Here is an 18398-nt window from a genome sequence, read left to right as displayed (position 1 = left end):
TGCAAATATACAAAAAGAAGGGGTTAAACAATTTACTATTTTACATAATATATATTATAGGTCAATTTATAGACGATTTTTATCTGGCAAATCCTCACTGAATAATAAAATTTGTATAAAATCAATGTATGGTTAGGATTGCAAAAGTTTAAAGATTAAATTTGCACGAAATTTTTAATCTATATATAAAGTGGAAAATCCGAAAGCAAACCAATTGATTAAAGAAATCATCAAGAGCGTTGATTCTAAAGACACAGAATATGCAAATCTTGCATCAAAATTAAAGGAAATCAGAACATTTGCTCTTGAAGAACAAAATCCTACCGTAGTCAAAGCATTGAGATTGTGTGCAGAACATTTGGCAGAAAATAATAATTTTTTGATAAATATTCCTAACGACGAACCTATCGACGAAGATGCTGAAAATAATGAAATCACTCACGATGCGAACGAAAGTTTGAGCTATTTCCTTAATTTATTATTAGATTTAAACAACAAGCACAATATATCAGATTTGAAAGAATTCAACAAAAAAATGATGAATTATGCTTAGAATTTTTACTATAGTTGGCTTCCTTGAAGGAATATCTTATTTAGTTTTGTTTTTTAACATGCTGGTACTCAAGAATGTTAATATAGAATTATACAAAAATTTATTATTTCCTATAGGAATGGCACACGGTTTGCTGTTTATAGCATATATTGTTATGGCAATTATGTTGAAAGTTGAATTGAAGTGGAGTTTTAAAAAATTCATATTAATAAGTATAGCTTCATTAATTCCTTTCGGAACGTTCTATTCAGAAAAAAACTGGTTGCATAAAGACATGTGAAAATAAAAAAATAAAAAAAACATTATGTTAATATATTTTTTTTTGTACATTTGCATTGTAATTAACAATTAAAATTAATTATACACTTAAAAGAGTAATTATGAAAAAAATGACATTGCCAGTATTAGCTGCTTTGTTCGCAGTTAGTGGCATCAACGCACAGGAAAAGGATTACAACAAATGGTCCATTGATTTAAATGCAGGTATCACAAAACCTACAAGCCCTATGGCTGCAGGATATTTTGTTGATAGCTTCTCTCCTATTCACGCCGACGGAGGTGTACGTTACATGTTCAATAACAAATTCGGTATCAAAGCTGATTTTGGTTATGATTACATGAAAAACGGCGAAGATTCTAATGAATTTAGAACAACATATTACCGTACAAGCTTGCAAGGGGTTGCTAACTTAGGTCGTATCATGAACTTTGAAGATTGGACTAAAGTATTGAACTTACAAGCTCACATGGGTGCTGGGTATTCATGGATGACTCCTGGCAAAGACGGTGTTTTTGCTGATGGTGCTTATGACAAAGATCAAATGGCTCATGTTGTATTAGGTTTAACTGGACAAGTTAAATTAGGAAGAAGAGTAGCTTTAAATGCTGACTTCACAATGGTAAACAATGTTCGTCAAGACAGAAATTTTGATGGATCTCCAGCTACTTCTGACAGAGGGTTCGACGGAACACTTTATAACGCTACGCTAGGTCTTTCTTTCTATTTAGGTGGACACGAGCAACATGCTGACTGGTTTGTAACTGAAGATATGATTGAAGGACGTGTTGCTTCTCTTGAAAACAGAGTTACAGATATCGAAAACAAAATGTTGGATTCTGACGGTGACGGTGTAGCTGATTACTTGGATTTAGAGCCTAACACTCCTGCCGGAAACATGGTAGATGTTAAAGGTAGATCTATCGATAAGAATAAAAACGGTATTCCTGATACTTATGAGCAATACTTTGCTGATAACTATGGTAAAGGAGAGACCATGACTAAAAGTGATTCAAACACTGCTAAAGATTTGATCAACGATGGTTATGTGGCTGTTTACTTCGATTTCGATAAATCAACACCTAAAAACACTGAGGCTGTAAACTTCATCTTGACTTACTTGAGAAGTAACCCTAACGCTTCTGTAGCTGTTAATGGTTTTGCTGACTCTGTAGGTAACGCTGATTACAACCAACGTTTATCTGAAAGAAGAGCAAAAAGCGTAGCTAAATTGTTAGAGCAAGCAGGCGTTCCAAGCTCAAGAATCAATGTTAATGCTAAAGGTGAAGATACTTCATTAGACGGTACTAACAAAAACGTTTCTAAATTTGCAAGAAGAGTTACTTTCTCTGTAAAGTAATTTAAACCTTAAATATTTGAAAAAGCGGAAGATTAATCTTCCGCTTTTTTGTATTTTTATATTATTAAAACAAAGCGATGCCTTTTCAAATAAATTCCGATTTTCAACCTACCGGAGACCAGCCCCTGGCTATAAAATCTCTGTCTGAAGGATTAAGCAGAAATGAAAAATACCAGACTCTTATGGGGGTTACCGGGTCGGGAAAAACATTTACGATTGCCAATGTTATCGAAAATATTCAAAAACCAACGCTAATACTCGCCCACAACAAAACCCTGGCTGCTCAGCTCTATGCCGAATTCAAGCAATTTTTTCCTGACAACGCTGTGGAATATTTTGTTTCTTATTATGACTATTATCAACCCGAAGCTTATATTCCTGTTAGCGGAACATATATCGAAAAAGATTTATCCATTAACGAAGAATTAGAAAAGCTAAGACTAAGCACTACCTCTGCCCTTTTGTCCGGACGCAGAGATGTTGTGGTAATTTCTTCCGTGTCTTGTTTATACGGTATCGGGAATCCGACAGAGTTCAAAAAAAATGTAATTACTGTAGAAACAGAGCAGCAAATCACGCGAACAGACTTGCTACATCGCTTGGTGCAAAGCCTTTATGCCCGTACAGAAGCTGAGTTTCTTCCGGGAAATTTCAGAATAAAAGGTGATACTGTGGAAATTTTCCCCGCTTATGCCGATAATCCATATAGAATCATTTTTTTTGGAGATGAAATTGAGGAAATAGAAGCTTTTGACCCGCAAACTATGGCAGTTATTGAGCGATATCCGCAGCTCAACATCTACCCTGCTAACCTTTTTGTGACTTCGCCCGATGTCTTACAAAATGCTATTTGGGAAATCCAGCAGGATATGGTAAAACAGGCAGATTATTTCAAATCTATCGGTAAACATCTCGAAGCCAAACGCATTGAAGAGCGAACTACTTTTGATTTGGAAATGATGAGAGAACTGGGCTATTGCTCAGGTATTGAGAATTATTCCCGTTATTTAGACCAGCGTATGCCAGGCACCCGCCCGTTCTGCTTGCTGGACTATTTTCCTGATGATTTCCTGATGGTTATTGACGAAAGCCATGTTACCATTCCTCAGGTTCACGCTATGTATGGCGGCGACCGTTCCCGAAAGGAAAATCTGGTTGAATACGGCTTCCGGCTTCCGGCAGCGATGGACAACAGACCATTGAAATTTGAAGAATTTGAATCTTTACAAAATCAGGTTATCTATGTGTCGGCAACGCCAGCAGATTACGAATTGCAAAAATCAGAAGGAATTTATGTCGAACAGATTATTCGTCCGACGGGATTACTTGACCCCATTATCGAAATTCGACCGACAGGTAATCAGGTTGATGATTTGATTGAAGAAATCCGTATAAGGGAAGAACTCGACGAGCGGGTTTTGGTAACTACGCTGACCAAGCGAATGGCGGAAGAACTGACCAAATATTTTACCAAATCGGGTATTCGCTGTCGCTATGTTCACTCTGATGTGGATACACTGGAGCGAGTTGAAATTATGCAAGATTTACGTAAAGGTTTGTTTGATGTACTTATCGGCGTGAACCTTTTACGGGAAGGCTTGGATTTGCCCGAAGTATCGCTCGTTGCTATACTCGATGCTGATAAAGAAGGATTTCTGAGAAGTGCCCGCTCATTAACGCAAACGGTCGGTCGTGCAGCAAGAAATATCAAAGGGAAAGCTATTATGTATGCAGATAAAGTAACCGATAGTATGCAAAAAACTATCGACGAAACCAATTACAGGCGGCAAAAGCAAATGGAATATAATGAGAAAAACAACCTCACTCCCAAACCTTTGAATAAGAAAATTGAAGAGTCCGTTATTTCAAACACTTCATATATAGATAAATACAGTAAGGAAAGGAATATACTTTCTCAGGTAGCCGAAAGTGAAATGGCTTATCATGCTAAAGTGGATTACGACAAGCTAATCCGGGAGAAAAGAAAAGAAATGGAAAAAGCGGCAAAAGAGCTGGATTTCATCAAAGCTGCCGAACTCCGTGACGAAATAAAAGTATTACAGGATTTAAAAAACAAATAAAATATAGACTATGAGATTAATTGATTTAGCACACGAAAATAACCTTTCATTAGAAAGTTTACAGAGTTTTATTTTTGATTTCGGAATAGATATTAATCAGGTTATTGATACAAATTTTCAGTTGCAGGAAGGTTTTATCGACTTTGTGAACAACAACAAAGATTTTCTGATAAAGTATTGCAAGGACCATGGCAAGCCAAAAACAATCAGCGAGATATCAAAGGAAATCGATGTTAATCCGGAAACTATTATTACCTTTTTTAAAGAAAACGGATTGCAGGATATTGATGCAGAAAAATTTCAAACGACTGTATCCAGTTATTTGATACATATTTATTTGGGCGGAAACTATGATTTTATCTACAATGATTTGGATAAAATAGCTTATTCAACACCCAAAACTTTAGTCGGTTACAGTGACCTGTTTTTCTATATTACTGATTTATTAGAACCATTTATCACGCCAAACCAACTGAACCAATGGGGAATATCAAAGCCTTCCGGAATGATTTTATACGGACCTCCAGGAAGCGGAAAAGTGTTTTGGGCGAAAAAAATTGCTGATTTAATTGGTTATGAATTCGTGCATCTTTATCAGGATTATTTCAGTATGAAAAAAAGTGAAAACGGTAACAATGGAAAATCACAGTTTAATGAATTTTTAGCTCAAAAGCTGAAACAACCCAGAACTTTATTATTCATAGAAAATTTTGATGAAATCATGGGTAATGAAAAAGACCGTATGTCTTTGCAGGCGATTAATATGATTAACGCCGTTGCCCGCCATATACAAAAAGATGTGCATTCGGAAGTGGTCGTTGTTGGTTCTGCTGAAGTACTTTCGGCTGTAAATGAAGAAATTACCGCTCCCGGACGATTTGATTTGCATATCCCGATTTTTCCGCCAACAGAAGACGAAAGAGCAGAATTAATTCTGTACCACATGACCGATCAATTGGACGAGAACTCTCCTCTACTCCGTATTCTGAAAGAAAACAAAGCTGATGACAGAGAATTTTGGCGGGCTGTGGCAGCACAAACCAAACTTTTCTCAAATACGATGTTGATTGATTTTACACAATCATTGAAAAAAAGAATTTACAGCTTGTACCGGAAAAATGATAAACGGGAAATCGTTATCACAGAGCAATTACTATCCATTGCCTACACCGAAGCGAGAGCCAAACTGACTTCACATTATCTTACGCAATGTGCCAGATTTGTTTTAGATGCCAAACAAAACGTGGGTACTGATTTTCCACATCGATTTTTAGAAATGGAAATGGAATTTGATTTCTATAAAGTCAAAAAAGAACCAACCAGAAAAATAGGCTTTAAAAGTTCTGCCGAAGATTCATCGGAAGAAACAGAAGAAATAACCGAAAACACAGAAGATTAATTTATTTGATAAATGATTTCACAGCTTTGAATTATGCAATATTTCATTGAGGTTATTGTTCCGTTAAAAGTACCAAACACATTTACCTATCAGGTGTCTGAGTCCGAATTTCAGTTTTTAGATACCGGTTATCGGGTGGCTGTGCCGTTTGGAAAAACAGGCATTTATACTGCGGTGGTCATAAATAAGCATCATCAGCCTCCGTTGAAATATCAGGCAAAAGAAATTATTGAAATCATTGATGAAAAACCAATTGTAACCCACACACAAATCAAATTTTGGCAATGGATTGCCGATTATTACATGTGTACTTTGGGCGAAGTTTACCGGGCAGCGGTGCCGGGTGCTTTGTTGCTCGAAACGGAAACTTTAATCAAATATAATTCCAAAGAAAATATCCTGATTAGCGATTTGACTGACCAGGAATATCTGATTTACGAAGCTTTGCAACAACAGCCTGTTTTGACAGTCAAAGAAATCGCAAACATTTTAGATACCAAAAAAGTGTTACCGACTTTGCAGAAGCTCATTCAGAAAAACGTTATTCACTTACAGGAAGAAACGCGGGAAACGTATAAACCTAAACTGATTAAATATATCCGGATTCATGAAAAATATAGTAAAAATGCCGAACTGAAAAATTTGCTGGATTCAGTAAAAACAGACAAACAAAGAAATGTTGTACTGAGTTATTTTCAGCTTAATGCCGGTAACCCCAACCCTATTTCGGTTAAAGAATTGGTCGATAAAGCTCAGGTTACCAAAGCTGTTGTAGATAATCTGGCAAAAAATGATATTTTCGATATTTATACATTAGCAGAAGACCGGGTGGTTTTCAACGATTCGGAATTAATCAATATTACGCTAAGTGATGTGCAGCAAAATGCTTTAGAAAATATCCGGAATAACTTTGAACAAAAGGATATTCAGTTGCTTCACGGTGTGACAGGTTCAGGAAAAACAGAGATTTATTGTAAATTAATTGAGAAATTTATCGCTGAAAACCGGCAAGTACTTTTTCTGTTGCCCGAAATCGCCTTAACTACACAATTAGTACAGCGTTTGACGGCCTATTTTGGAAACAAAGTAGCTGTTTATCATTCCAAATACACTGATAACGAACGAGTTGAAGTATGGAAAAATGTATTAGAAAAGAAAGAAACCGCACAAATTGTTATCGGAGCAAGGTCATCAATCTTTCTTCCTTTTGTTGATTTAGGATTAATTATTGTAGATGAAGAACACGAAGCGTCGTACAAACAACAAGACCCCGCGCCTCGTTATCAGGGCAGAGATTTGGCGATTGTTCTGGCGAGATTGATGAAGGCAAAAACGCTTTTGGGTTCTGCCACACCAAGTTTGGAGAGTTATTATAATGCTTATCAGGAAAAGTATGCACTGACTCAGCTCACGAAACGTTACGGAAATAGTGTTATTCCTCAAAATCAGTTAATTGACCTGAAAGAAGCTCAGCAGAAAAAACAAATGACCGGACATTTTTCCAATCATTTGATTGAAGAAATGAAAAACGTTTTGGCAAAAGGCGAACAAATTATTTTGTTTCAAAACCGACGTGGATTTTCGCCCGTGATGGAATGCCTGAGCTGTGGGCATGTACCACAATGCACCCACTGTGATGTCAGTCTGACTTATTACAAACGAAATGATGTGCTGAAATGTCATTATTGCGGTTATACGATTGCCAAGCCTACACATTGTCACGTTTGTTCCAGTGTCGATGTCAGCACCAAAGGTTTTGGTACTGAGCAAATTGAGATGGAACTTCATCATATTTTTCCCGATGCGAAAATAGCCAGAATGGACCAGGATACGACCAGAGGAAAATTTGCTTTGGAAAAAATGATTGATGCTTTTAAAAACAAAGAAACTGACATTTTGGTCGGTACACAAATGCTTGCCAAAGGCTTGGATTTTGACAATGTAACTTTGGTGGGCATACTCAATGCCGATAACTTATTGTATTACCCTGATTTTCGGGCACATGAAAGAGCCTATCAACTCCTCACGCAGGTTTCTGGCAGAGCCGGACGAAAAGAAAAGGAAGGAAAGGTTTTGATTCAAACCTACAATCCGCTGCATTCAATTATTCAACAAGTGTTAGACCACCGTTATCGGGATATGTTTAAGGAACAAATGCAGGAACGTTTGCAATTTCGCTATCCGCCATTTTACAGGATTATCCGTATTCAGTTGAAACACGTTGATTATCAAAAAGTAAGAGAAGCATCAGAATGGCTGACGCAGACTTTATCCATGCAGATTCAGTCAGAAGTTTTAGGTCCGGAAGAACCACCTGTAAATCGAATCAGAAATCAATATTTGAGAAATATCCTGATTAAAACACCTGTCAATCAGTCGATAAAAAATGTAAAAACACAAATCAATAAGACACTAAAAACTTTTGAGGCTATTCCGCAATATAAGTCAGTGAAGATGATTGTGAACGTAGATTTTTATTAGGATATATAAGCCACGAATTACGCTAATTCACACAAATTATTCGCAATTCGTGGCTGAAAAATTTACTTCTTATAAAAAGGTGTTTTTACCACTTTGGCAGGAACGTCATTTTTACGAATTCTGATATAAATTTCTGAATCCACTTTGCTGTGTTCCATGGCAACATATCCCAAGCCTATCCCCTTTCCAAGTGACGGTGCCATTGTTCCTGAAGTTACTTTTCCAATAGTATTTCCGTTTTTGTCCACAATTTCATAATCATGTCTCGGAATACCTTTTTCCAAAAGCTCAAAACCTACCAGTTTGCGTTTTACGCCTTCTTCTTTTTGTTTTTTCAGATTGTCGGAATTGATAAAATCTTTAGTGAATTTCGTTACCCAACCCAACCCGGCTTCAAGCGGGGAAGTTGTGTCGTCAATATCATTTCCGTATAGGCAAAATCCCATTTCCAGACGTAAAGTATCACGGGCTGCTAATCCGATTGGTTTAATCCCGAAAGATTTTCCGGCTTCGAAAACTTTATTCCAGATTTGTTCTACTTCGTCGTTTTTGCAGTAAATTTCAAAACCTCCCGAACCGGTATAACCTGTCGCAGAAATGATTACATTGTCTATGCCGGCAAAATCAGCTACTTCAAAACCATAAAACGGAATTTCAGATAAATTGGCAGAAGTCAGGCTTTGCATAGCTTCTATCGATTTTGGTCCCTGAATGGCGAGAAGAGCGTAATCGTCAGAAAGGTTACGCATATCAACACCCATATCATTATGTTTGGAAATCCAATCCCAGTCTTTGTCGATATTTGATGCATTAACCACTAAAAGATACTGGTCTTCTTTGATTCGGTAGATAATCAAATCATCTACGATTCCGCCTTTATCATTCGGCAAACAAGCATATTGTGCCTTTCCGATTTTGATTACCGAGGCGTCATTGGAACTTACTTTTTGGATTAAATCCAGGGCTTTTTCTCCAGTTAATAGAAATTCCCCCATGTGCGAAACATCAAAAACACCCACTCCGTTTCTAACGGTTTCGTGTTCTATGTTAACTCCTTCATATTGAACAGGCATATTAAATCCGGCAAAAGGAACCATTTTTGCCCCCAATGCTTCGTGTACGTGTTGTAAAGGTACTTGTTTCATTGTTTTAGATATCATTTTAATTTCGATAGCGAATGTAGGTATTTTTTTATTGACTTACAAGTATTAGATTGTTTTCGTTTTTTATATTTTTTCAGCCTCAAATTCAGCCAACAAAATCCTAAATTACGTATTTTTGGACAAACAAATGAATTATGACCTGGAAAGATTTTATTGAATCAGAAAATCAGCAACCTTATTTTAAAAGCCTTAAAGAATTTGTCGAATATGAATACCAGACACAAACTGTTTTTCCTCCGAGAGAATTGATTTACAATGCTTTTCGCTGGTGCAAGTTTGAAGACACAAAAGTCATTATTTTAGGACAAGACCCTTACCACGGATACGGACAGGCACACGGATTGAGTTTTTCTGTGAATGACGGAATAGCTTTTCCACCTTCATTGCGAAATATTTTACAGGAAGTACATCAGGACGTTGGAAGCCCGATACCCAATTCCGGAAATCTTACCCGTTGGGCAAAACAAGGTGTATTGCTGCTCAACGACGTACTGACAGTCAGACAGGCGAGCCCCGGCAGTCACCAAAAAAGAGGTTGGGAAGATTTTACAGAAAATGCTATCCGGCAATTATCTTCCGAAAAAGAGAATCTGGTTTTCTTGCTTTGGGGCAGACATGCTCAGCAAAAAGGAAAAGTCATTGACAGCAACAAACATTTGGTATTGACTTCGGGACACCCGTCGCCGATGAGTGCCAACAGGGGTTTGTGGTTTGGCAACCGTCATTTCAGTCAGACAAATACTTATCTTATGGCTAATGGGAAAACATCTGTTATTTGGTAAATTCAATTTTAAAGCTATAAAAAAACAACCGATTGATAATCAATCGGTTGTTTTGTCTGTGACCTCGACAGGATTCAAACCTGTAACCTTCTGAGCCGTAATCAGATGCGCTATTCAGTTGCGCCACGAGGCCATTGCTTTAGAGCGGTGCAAATATAAGTAAAAAATTATTCGCACCAAATGTTTCAGTAAAAAAATATCAAATTTTCTTTTGTTCAGGATAAAGATTATAGCGAAATTTGCTGTCTGTCACTTCAATAGAAAAATGAATTATTTTCAGTTTTTATTCCGGTCAAGCAATCAACATGGTGTGCACTCTCCTTTTGTGTTCAATTATCTGACGAAAGGATTGTATCGCCCATATCGAAATACGTATAGCCGAAAAAAACATTTTATTGAGCAAACCATTCAATATTTTCAACCCGATAATATTGTTGATTTCCGCACAGAAAAAATAACTGATTTGCCGGAAACAATCGATTTGGTAATTATTCGATCCAATCAGCTCGAAACATCTGATTTTCCAAACTTTATTGACAGCTTTCACAATGACACAACCGGTATCATTGATTGCAGAAATCTGGCAGAAAAACGACTAGCAGAAAAGTTATTACAACACCCGAAAATTACTGTTGTATTGCATTTTTATTGGTACATCGTTTTTTTTGTCAGGAAAGAACAACAAAAAGAATTATTTTTTTTAAGGTTGTAAAGTGTAACATTTTATGCTTATCTTTCACTTATTAATAAAAAAACAATGAGTAATTCTATCATAAAAGTGTCTGGTCTCAAACGTGATTTTGCTTTAGGTTCAGGCTGGATTCAGGTATTGAAAGGCATTGACCTTCATATTGAAAAAGGCGAATATGTAGCTCTGATGGGACCTTCCGGCTCGGGAAAATCGACTTTAATGAATATTCTGGGTTGTCTGGATACACCAACTTCCGGCGAATATATCCTGAACGGAAAAGATGTCAGTAAAATGAATGACAACGAACTGGCAGAAATCCGAAATAAAGAAATCGGCTTCGTTTTCCAGACTTTCAACCTATTGCCACGCACCACTGCTTTGGATAATGTAGCTTTACCAATGGTTTATGCTGGAAAAAATAAAACAGAAAGAACTCAACGAGCCTCGGAAGTATTGACGCAAGTCGGACTGGAAGACCGTATGGACCACCAACCCAATCAGCTATCGGGAGGGCAAAGACAAAGAGTTGCCGTTGCCAGAGCATTGGTTAACAATCCGTCAATCATACTGGCAGATGAGCCTACCGGTAATCTTGACACCAAAACTTCAATCGAAATTATGGGATTGTTTGACGAAATTCATGCACAGGGCAATACTGTTATTTTGGTTACACACGAGGAAGATATCGCTGAACACGCTCATAGAATTATTCGACTCAGAGATGGTGTAATCGAAAAAGATATCAGGAAAAAATAATTTTTAAAAAGCATTACAAATGAAAGTTTATACTAAAACTGGAGATAAAGGAACCACTGCCCTGTTTGGCGGAACGAGAGTGCCAAAACATCATATTAGAATTGAAAGCTACGGCACAGTTGATGAGCTGAATTCTCATATCGGGTTAATCAGAGACCAGGATATAAGTAGCATTCACAAGAATTGCTTAATTATTATTCAGAATAAGCTCTTTACTCTAGGAGCAATCTTAGCGACAGCACCAGAAAAAGCAGTTTTAAAAAGTGGTAAAGAACGTTTAAATATCCAAAAGATAAGTGAAGAAGATTTGGCAACATTGGAACAACAAATCGACTTGATGGAAACTGAACTGCCACCGATGACACACTTCGTGTTACCAGGCGGACACCCGACTGTGTCATATTGTCATATTGCCAGATGTGTGTGCCGGAGAGCTGAACGCTTGGCAACACAACTGCATGAAAATGAGCCTACAGACGAGATGGTTTTGAAATATCTCAACCGGCTTTCTGACTATTTATTTGTATTGGCACGAAAATTGTCACATGAACTCAAAGCTGAAGAAGTCCAGTGGATACCCGAAAAGATTTAAATTTTCGTTAATCAATATCTATTTTTACTTCTAACGCTTGGATTTTAGCAGATTAAAGTTATTTTTGCAACAAATTTAAAGTAATCAGAAACTATGTATTGGACATTAGAATTAGCATCATATTTAAGCGACGCCCCATGGCCGGCGACCAAAGATGAGCTTATCGATTATGCTATCAGAACAGGTGCCCCGCTGGAAGTAGTGGAAAACCTACAGTCTATCGAAGACGAAGGGGATTCTTATGAGTCTATGGAAGAAATATGGCCAGACTACCCTTCTGAAGAGGATTACCTCTGGAATGAAGACGAATATTAAAGAAAAAATCAAAAAAAGTCTCAAAAAACAGAGAGACTTTTTTTTATTATAAATAACTGAGTATTAATTAACAACAAATCTATTTATGGATATCATAAATAACATATTAAAAGTGTTTGTTGGAGATAAATCGCAAAAGGACGTTAAATCCCTTCGTCCTATTGTAGATAAAATCAATCAGCTCCAACAATCATACGAATCATTAACCCACGACGAATTACGTGGAAAAACAATCGAATTCAAACAGAAAATCAAAGATGCTAGGGCTCCGCAAGATGAGAAAATAGCATCTTACAGAACTGAATTAGAAGCTATTGCCGACATTGACGCGAGAGAAGAAATCTACTCTGCCATTGATAATTTAGAGAAAGAAGCTTACAATGCTACTGAAAAAGTATTGAACGATATTTTACCGGAAGCCTTTGCAGTAGTTAAAGAAACAGCAAGACGCTTTACCAGCAACAGCGAAATAGCAGTTACAGCTACCGAAAAAGATAAAGAATTTGCCCAACAAAAACCTTATGTTTCTATAGAAGGGGAACGAGCCACCTGGCTGAACAGATGGGAAGTTGCAGGAAAAGAGCTTAGCTGGTCGATGATACATTACGACGTTCAGATGATTGGTGGTATCGTTTTACATCAGGGAAAAGTTGCCGAAATGCAAACCGGAGAAGGTAAAACGCTTGTTTCTACCCTGCCGTTATACCTGAATGCTTTGACAGGAAACGGCGTGCATTTGGTTACAGTAAATGACTATCTGGCAAAACGTGACTGTATGTGGAAAGCACCTATATTCGAGTTTCACGGACTTTCGGTAGATTGCATCGACAATCATCAACCGAATTCGCCACAGCGAAGAAAAGCTTATCAGGCAGACATTACTTATGGTACGAACAACGAATTCGGTTTTGACTATCTGCGTGACAACATGGTACATACACCGGAAGAATTGGTACAGAGAAAACACAACTATGCCATTGTCGATGAGGTGGATTCCGTATTGATTGACGATGCGAGAACACCTTTGATTATTTCCGGACCGGTTCCGAAAGGTGACGAACACGAATTCATGGAATTAAAACCTAAAGTAGAAAATCTGGTAAATCTGCAAAGAAAATTAGCTACCGGATTTTTGACCGAAGCCAAACGTTTATTGAAAGAAGGCGACAACAAACAAGCCGGATTTAATCTGTTGAGAGCCTACCGTGCTTTACCGAGAAACAAAGCATTAATCAAATTTTTGTCGGAAGAAGGTGTAAAACAAATATTGCAAAAAACAGAAAACCACTTCATGCAGGACAACAACCGTGAAATGCCGAAAGTGGACGAAGCATTGTATTTTGTGATTAATGAAAAAAATAACCAGGTTGAACTGACCGATAACGGAATTCAGTTTTTGTCCAAAGGCATGGACGATAACTTCTTTATCATGCCGGATATCGGAACAGAAATCGCTCATATTGAGAAAAGCGGGGGCACGTCGGAAGAAATCACTGAGAAAAAAACAGAATTATTCCGTGATTTCGGTGTAAAATCTGAAAGAATCCATACATTGACTCAATTACTGAAAGCCTATACCCTATTTGAAAAAGATACCGAGTATGTAGTGGTAGATAATAAAGTAATGATTGTTGATGAGCAAACCGGACGTATCATGGACGGAAGAAGATATTCAGACGGATTGCATCAGGCGATTGAAGCGAAAGAAAATGTAAAAATTGAAGCAGCAACGCAGACATTTGCAACCATTACACTTCAAAATTACTTCAGAATGTACAGTAAACTTTCCGGAATGACCGGTACTGCCGTTACTGAAGCCGGAGAGTTGTGGGAAATCTATAAGCTCGATGTAGTCGAAATTCCGACCAACAGACCAATTGCCAGAGATGACCGAGATGATAAAATTTATCGTTCAATCCGTGAGAAATTCAATGCCGTTATTGAAGAAGTGGTGGAATTATCTCAGGCAGGCAGACCTGTACTTATCGGTACTACTTCCGTTGAAAACTCTGAATTACTCAGCCGTATGCTGAAAATGAGAGGAATCAAACACAATATCCTCAATGCGAAAAAACATAAGCAGGAAGCTGAAATCGTAGAATCTGCCGGACAACCGGGAGCGGTAACCATTGCAACCAATATGGCAGGTCGTGGTACGGATATCAAATTGACGAGCGAAGTGAAAGATGCAGGAGGTTTAGCCATTATCGGTACAGAAAGACACGATTCGCGTCGTGTGGACAGACAGTTGAGAGGTCGTGCCGGTCGTCAGGGAGATGTAGGTAGTTCACAATTCTACGTGTCGATTGAAGATGATTTGATGCGTAAATTCGGTTCAGAACGAATGGCTAAAATCATGGATTCACTCGGGTTAAAAGAAGGCGAAGTAATCCAGCACAGATGGATGACCAAATCTATCGAAAGAGCCCAAAAACGTGTGGAAGAAAACAACTTTGGTATTCGTAAAAGATTGTTGGAATATGACGATATCATGAATGCACAAAGAGAGATTATCTATAAAAGAAGACGCCACGCTTTGCACGGCGACAGGCTGAAAGTAGATATCGCCAATATGATTTTTGATGTTTGTGAATCGCTAACCAGTGGTAACAAAGTAGGTAATGATTATGCCAATTTTGAATTTGATATTATCAAAATATTCGGGTTGGAACCACCGTTCAGCGAAGAAGAATTTGCCTCAACATCAGAAAAAGAGCTGACTTACAAATTGTATGAATACGTTTACAATAACTATCAGAAACGATTGGAAGAAAATGCTGCGAATGCTTTTGTGGTTATCAAAAATGTATATGAAAACAACAATAGTTATGAGCGTATGGTTGTGCCGTTTTCTGACGGAAGCAAAGCTGTAAATGTAGTAACCAATTTAGAAAAAGCTTATAATTCTGAAGGAAAAACACTTATTGATGATTTCGAGAAAAACATTTCTTTGAGCATCATTGACGAAACCTGGAAAAAGCATTTGAGAAAAATGGACGAGCTGAAACAATCGGTTCAGCTGGCAGTTCACGAACAAAAAGACCCGCTGCTTATCTACAAGTTTGAAGCTTTTGAATTGTTCAAGAGTACAATGGATAGCATTAATAAGGAGATTATTTCTTTTTTAATCAAAGCAGAATTGCCAAAACAGGAACAGCAAGTTAAGGCTTAAAATAATTCAACAGATTATACAAAAGCTGTCCTTTCCGGGCAGCTTTTGTTTTTTATTTCAGATTCTGAAAAGCAAAAAATGTCGTATTTTTGCAGTATGAAATGCCCTCTTAAGCAATTTATCAAATCAACTGATTTATTCTGAGGGTATTCCATCTGTCCATAAAAAACAAATAAAAAAAGAGCAGATGAAAAAAAGAGTAGTTGTCGGTTTGTCCGGCGGAGTAGATTCCAGCGTTGCAGCCTATTTGCTCAAAGAGCAAGGTTATGAAGTGATTGGATTGTTTATGAAAAACTGGCATGACGATTCGGTAACGATTTCTGATGAATGTCCGTGGCTGGAAGACAGCAATGACGCTTTGCTGGTAGCCGAAAAATTAGGGATTCCGTTTCAAACCGTAGATTTAAGCGAAGAATATAAAGAACGTATCGTTGATTATATGTTTAATGAATACGAAAAAGGTCGTACGCCCAATCCGGACGTGCTGTGTAATCGTGAAATCAAATTTGATGTTTTTCTGAAAATCGCTTTGGGAGATTTGCAGGCAGATTTTGTTGCCACCGGTCACTATTGCCAAAAAGATGTTATTCAGCAAAATGGAAAAGAAATTCACAGATTGCTTGCCGGGGAAGACCAAAACAAAGACCAGTCTTATTTTCTTTGTCAACTATCTCAGGAACAGTTAAGTAAATCTATTTTTCCGATTGGTGGATTAACCAAACCCGAAGTTAGGAAAATCGCTGCTGACAACGGACTGATTACGGCGGAAAAAAAAGATTCTCAGGGATTGTGCTTTATCGGCAAAGTAAAACTTCCGGACTTTCTGCAACAACAACTGCGTCCTAAACAGGGAAATATTATCGAAATATCCGAAAATAATTCCGTTTATCAGAAAGTTGAACCTGAATTCAAAACCAATGAAGAGCGTTTAGCATTTTTATCCCAGCCATTGAAATATGAAGAAAATATGGGGAAAAAAGTCGGAGAACACCGAGGCGCTCATTATTTTACCATTGGACAGCGAAAAGGTTTACAGGTAGGCGGAACACCTGAGCCTTTGTTCGTCATTGACACCGATGTAAAAAACAATATTATTTATACCGGGCAAAGTAATCAGCACCCGGGACTGTTCAGAAAAGCCCTGCGGATTAATCCTGATGAAATCCATTGGATTAGAGAAGATTTACGCTTATCAAATGGAGAAAAGCTTGAAGTAATGGCACGTATCCGATATCGTCAGCCGTTACAAAAAGCCATTTTATATCAGTATGAAAGTGGCTTATATGCTGAATTTGAAACTGCACAATCTGCTATCACACCGGGGCAATTTGCTGCATTTTATATCCATAATGAACTGATAAGTTCCGGAGCGATATCAGAGTAAATAATTTGTTTATGTTGGAAAACTATATATTTTTGTGTTATAAAACGAATTAATTATGAAAATTAAAACTACTTTTTTGTTTTTTACCTTATTACTTTGGTGGAATATGAATGCACAAACATCTGAAGAACAACCACAAAAAACAAAAGTTGTGGTCGAAGATGTTTATCATGAAGTTGATGTTCTGGCACGATACCATGGCGGGTATGATGTGGTGCTGAAAAAAGTAGAAGCAGCAACGAAAAACTGCAAAAAGAGGAAACTAAAAGGTAAAAGAAAAAATGCAGTGGTAGTTGCTGAATTGCTTATCAATCGAAAAGGCGAAGTGGTAGAAGTAAATATCGTAAAGTCAGAAGCTGATTTTTGCGATGAGGCAATTATTAAAGCGTTAAAAGAAACCAATCACTGGATTCCGGCACTTATTAATAACAAACCGGTAAACTCGTATCTACAGTTTACTGTTAATCTTCAAAATTCATATAGAAATGAGAAAATGAATGCAAGTTCTGCATTGAATTAAAACCCAACGTCTATCGACATTTTGTATATAGTTGCTTCCTGATTATCCGTATCATTATCTTCGGAAAGCAAAAATTCAATTTTTCGAGGGGATTTCTGATATACTGTAATTCCCTCGAATTTATGGGTGTCTGATATTTTTTGTGTGAAAGTAATTTCCATATCTTTAAGTGGAATTGCACCCAACAAAGTACCTAAAATCTCGCCGTCGTTGTAGGTAGATTTAGTTCCTTCGGCAGTGGCAATAAAATATAACACGCCATTAACCGCCGTAGCATCAGAAAAACCACTTATATGTCCGTTAATTTCCGGTAGTTCATATTCCTGATGAAAAACATTAAAATCATCAACCAGGTTTTCTCCTTGTACTGTAAAAATCATATTTTTACTTTCCGGTCCATTTCCTCTGTTAAAAAAATACCATTCGCCGCGGGCAAAAGTTACTCCTTCAATATTAAAATCCTTTTCGTCCATTCCGGCAAAATCCCGCATCGAATCATATAACCAAGACAAATCCAAAAACTCGTATTCCATGGTTGATTTGTTGATTTTATAACCAAAATTGCGGTTGGGTTTAGACCCTGAGCCAAATACATAAACCAGAGAATCGTTCTCATATAAAGCCTCAAAATCGGGTTTGATTTTTTTGGGTAGATTTACCACACCATTTTTGTAGTAAACTGAATCTGCTTCCGGAATTAAATCGGTCTGTGCCAGCTTGCCGTTTGTTTGCTCATAAGTATATAAAGCGGAATCTAAATCGGAAATTAAATAAATGGCAGAATCGGAAAAAGTAATCCCGGAAACCGCCGATACACCCATAATCTTCAGAAATATATCTACTACTATTTTTCTCATAATATACTGTTTTTA

At 37.4% G+C, this 18398-nt stretch carries 16 protein-coding genes and 1 tRNA gene; 14 read left to right on the top strand and 3 right to left on the bottom strand.

Annotation, left to right across the window (positions count from 1 at the left end; genetic code table 11):
* Positions 1–190 precede the first annotated feature (190 nt).
* The 6 genes from CDL10_RS07475 (at position 191) to priA (ending at position 8151) form a co-directional block, all read left to right on the top strand.
* Entirely contained in the window at positions 191–553 is a 363-nt protein-coding gene (locus CDL10_RS07475; RefSeq protein ID WP_100677956.1) for a hypothetical protein, read from the top strand.
* Positions 546–833: a DUF3817 domain-containing protein gene (locus CDL10_RS07470; protein WP_100677955.1), complete on the top strand. Its 288-nt coding sequence runs from the start codon at positions 546–548 to the stop codon at positions 831–833. Before CDL10_RS07475 ends, CDL10_RS07470 begins: the two co-directional genes overlap by 8 nt.
* A 100-nt stretch (positions 834–933) precedes the next feature.
* Positions 934–2190, top strand: a complete 1257-nt coding sequence (locus CDL10_RS11570) for an OmpA family protein (protein ID WP_100677954.1) — start codon at positions 934–936, stop codon at positions 2188–2190.
* Positions 2191–2267: 77 nt separating this feature from the next.
* The gene (gene uvrB, locus CDL10_RS07460; RefSeq protein WP_100677953.1) at positions 2268–4271 is read left to right on the top strand and encodes an excinuclease ABC subunit UvrB; all 2004 of its coding nucleotides are present in this window, start codon (positions 2268–2270) and stop codon (positions 4269–4271) included.
* A 10-nt stretch (positions 4272–4281) separates the two neighbouring features.
* On the top strand, positions 4282–5670 hold the full coding sequence (locus CDL10_RS07455) for an AAA family ATPase (protein WP_100677952.1): 1389 nt from the start codon (positions 4282–4284) through the stop codon (positions 5668–5670).
* 33 nt (positions 5671–5703) lie between these two features.
* Positions 5704–8151, top strand: coding sequence for a replication restart helicase PriA (gene priA, locus CDL10_RS07450; protein WP_100677951.1), 2448 nt, complete (start codon positions 5704–5706; stop codon positions 8149–8151).
* Between the two features lie 62 nt (positions 8152–8213).
* Here priA and gcvT read toward each other — a convergent pair whose 3' ends face one another.
* On the bottom strand, positions 8214–9296 hold the full coding sequence (gcvT, locus tag CDL10_RS07445) for a glycine cleavage system aminomethyltransferase GcvT (protein ID WP_100677950.1): 1083 nt from the start codon (positions 9294–9296) through the stop codon (positions 8214–8216).
* Between the two features lie 152 nt (positions 9297–9448).
* Here gcvT and CDL10_RS07440 point away from each other — a divergent pair, with 152 nt between their 5' ends.
* On the top strand, positions 9449–10096 hold the full coding sequence (locus CDL10_RS07440; RefSeq protein WP_100677949.1) for a uracil-DNA glycosylase: 648 nt from the start codon (positions 9449–9451) through the stop codon (positions 10094–10096).
* A 59-nt stretch (positions 10097–10155) separates the two neighbouring features.
* On the opposite strand, the gene CDL10_RS07435 is transcribed toward CDL10_RS07440, so the two are convergent.
* A tRNA-Arg gene (locus tag CDL10_RS07435) sits at positions 10156–10229 on the bottom strand.
* Positions 10230–10361: 132 nt separating this feature from the next.
* On the opposite strand from CDL10_RS07435, the gene CDL10_RS07430 reads away from it, so the two are divergent.
* The 7 genes from CDL10_RS07430 to CDL10_RS07400 all read left to right on the top strand — a co-directional run bounded on the left by CDL10_RS07430 (position 10362) and on the right by CDL10_RS07400 (position 17526).
* A complete protein-coding gene (locus CDL10_RS07430) occupies positions 10362–10808 on the top strand; it encodes a hypothetical protein (protein ID WP_100677948.1) in 447 nt (148 codons plus the stop codon).
* A 45-nt stretch (positions 10809–10853) separates the two neighbouring features.
* Positions 10854–11543, top strand: a complete 690-nt coding sequence (locus tag CDL10_RS07425; RefSeq protein ID WP_100677947.1) for an ABC transporter ATP-binding protein — start codon at positions 10854–10856, stop codon at positions 11541–11543.
* Between the two features lie 19 nt (positions 11544–11562).
* Positions 11563–12135, top strand: coding sequence for a cob(I)yrinic acid a,c-diamide adenosyltransferase (locus tag CDL10_RS07420; RefSeq protein ID WP_100677946.1), 573 nt, complete (start codon positions 11563–11565; stop codon positions 12133–12135).
* 93 nt (positions 12136–12228) lie between these two features.
* A complete protein-coding gene (locus CDL10_RS07415) occupies positions 12229–12450 on the top strand; it encodes a DUF2795 domain-containing protein (protein ID WP_100677945.1) in 222 nt (73 codons plus the stop codon).
* Positions 12451–12535: 85 nt separating this feature from the next.
* Positions 12536–15622: a preprotein translocase subunit SecA gene (secA, locus tag CDL10_RS07410; RefSeq protein WP_100677944.1), complete on the top strand. Its 3087-nt coding sequence runs from the start codon at positions 12536–12538 to the stop codon at positions 15620–15622.
* Between the two features lie 187 nt (positions 15623–15809).
* Positions 15810–17006, top strand: a complete 1197-nt coding sequence (mnmA, locus tag CDL10_RS07405; protein ID WP_100677943.1) for a tRNA 2-thiouridine(34) synthase MnmA — start codon at positions 15810–15812, stop codon at positions 17004–17006.
* Positions 17007–17061: 55 nt separating this feature from the next.
* A complete protein-coding gene (locus tag CDL10_RS07400; RefSeq protein WP_100677942.1) occupies positions 17062–17526 on the top strand; it encodes an energy transducer TonB in 465 nt (154 codons plus the stop codon).
* Here the strand turns inward: CDL10_RS07400 and CDL10_RS07395 are convergent.
* Positions 17523–18383: a DUF6929 family protein gene (locus CDL10_RS07395; RefSeq protein WP_100677941.1), complete on the bottom strand. Its 861-nt coding sequence runs from the start codon at positions 18381–18383 to the stop codon at positions 17523–17525. The genes CDL10_RS07400 and CDL10_RS07395 overlap by 4 nt on opposite strands.
* Between the last annotated feature and the right edge of the window lie 15 nt (positions 18384–18398).

This window comes from Avrilella dinanensis, assembly GCF_002807015.1.
Taxonomy (GTDB): Bacteria; Bacteroidota; Bacteroidia; order Flavobacteriales; family Flavobacteriaceae; genus Flavobacterium; species Flavobacterium dinanensis.
Note: the sequence above shows the minus strand (reverse complement) of the source record. Positions and strands in the feature narration are given on the sequence as shown.

What these genes read in the sequence shown, in the direction of transcription:
- CDL10_RS07395 (WP_100677941.1), bottom strand. Translation starts at nt 18,383, where the DNA reads ATGAGAAAAATAGTAGTAGATATATTTCTGAAGATTATGGGTGTATCG.
- CDL10_RS11570 (WP_100677954.1), top strand. Translation starts at nt 934, where the DNA reads ATGAAAAAAATGACATTGCCAGTATTAGCTGCTTTGTTCGCAGTTAGT.
- CDL10_RS07400 (WP_100677942.1), top strand. Translation starts at nt 17,062, where the DNA reads ATGAAAATTAAAACTACTTTTTTGTTTTTTACCTTATTACTTTGGTGG.
- secA (WP_100677944.1), top strand. Translation starts at nt 12,536, where the DNA reads ATGGATATCATAAATAACATATTAAAAGTGTTTGTTGGAGATAAATCG.
- gcvT (WP_100677950.1), bottom strand. Translation starts at nt 9,296, where the DNA reads ATGAAACAAGTACCTTTACAACACGTACACGAAGCATTGGGGGCAAAA.
- CDL10_RS07430 (WP_100677948.1), top strand. Translation starts at nt 10,362, where the DNA reads ATGAATTATTTTCAGTTTTTATTCCGGTCAAGCAATCAACATGGTGTG.
- uvrB (WP_100677953.1), top strand. Translation starts at nt 2,268, where the DNA reads ATGCCTTTTCAAATAAATTCCGATTTTCAACCTACCGGAGACCAGCCC.
- CDL10_RS07455 (WP_100677952.1), top strand. Translation starts at nt 4,282, where the DNA reads ATGAGATTAATTGATTTAGCACACGAAAATAACCTTTCATTAGAAAGT.
- priA (WP_100677951.1), top strand. Translation starts at nt 5,704, where the DNA reads ATGCAATATTTCATTGAGGTTATTGTTCCGTTAAAAGTACCAAACACA.
- CDL10_RS07425 (WP_100677947.1), top strand. Translation starts at nt 10,854, where the DNA reads ATGAGTAATTCTATCATAAAAGTGTCTGGTCTCAAACGTGATTTTGCT.
- CDL10_RS07470 (WP_100677955.1), top strand. Translation starts at nt 546, where the DNA reads ATGCTTAGAATTTTTACTATAGTTGGCTTCCTTGAAGGAATATCTTAT.
- mnmA (WP_100677943.1), top strand. Translation starts at nt 15,810, where the DNA reads ATGAAAAAAAGAGTAGTTGTCGGTTTGTCCGGCGGAGTAGATTCCAGC.
- CDL10_RS07420 (WP_100677946.1), top strand. Translation starts at nt 11,563, where the DNA reads ATGAAAGTTTATACTAAAACTGGAGATAAAGGAACCACTGCCCTGTTT.
- CDL10_RS07415 (WP_100677945.1), top strand. Translation starts at nt 12,229, where the DNA reads ATGTATTGGACATTAGAATTAGCATCATATTTAAGCGACGCCCCATGG.
- CDL10_RS07440 (WP_100677949.1), top strand. Translation starts at nt 9,449, where the DNA reads ATGACCTGGAAAGATTTTATTGAATCAGAAAATCAGCAACCTTATTTT.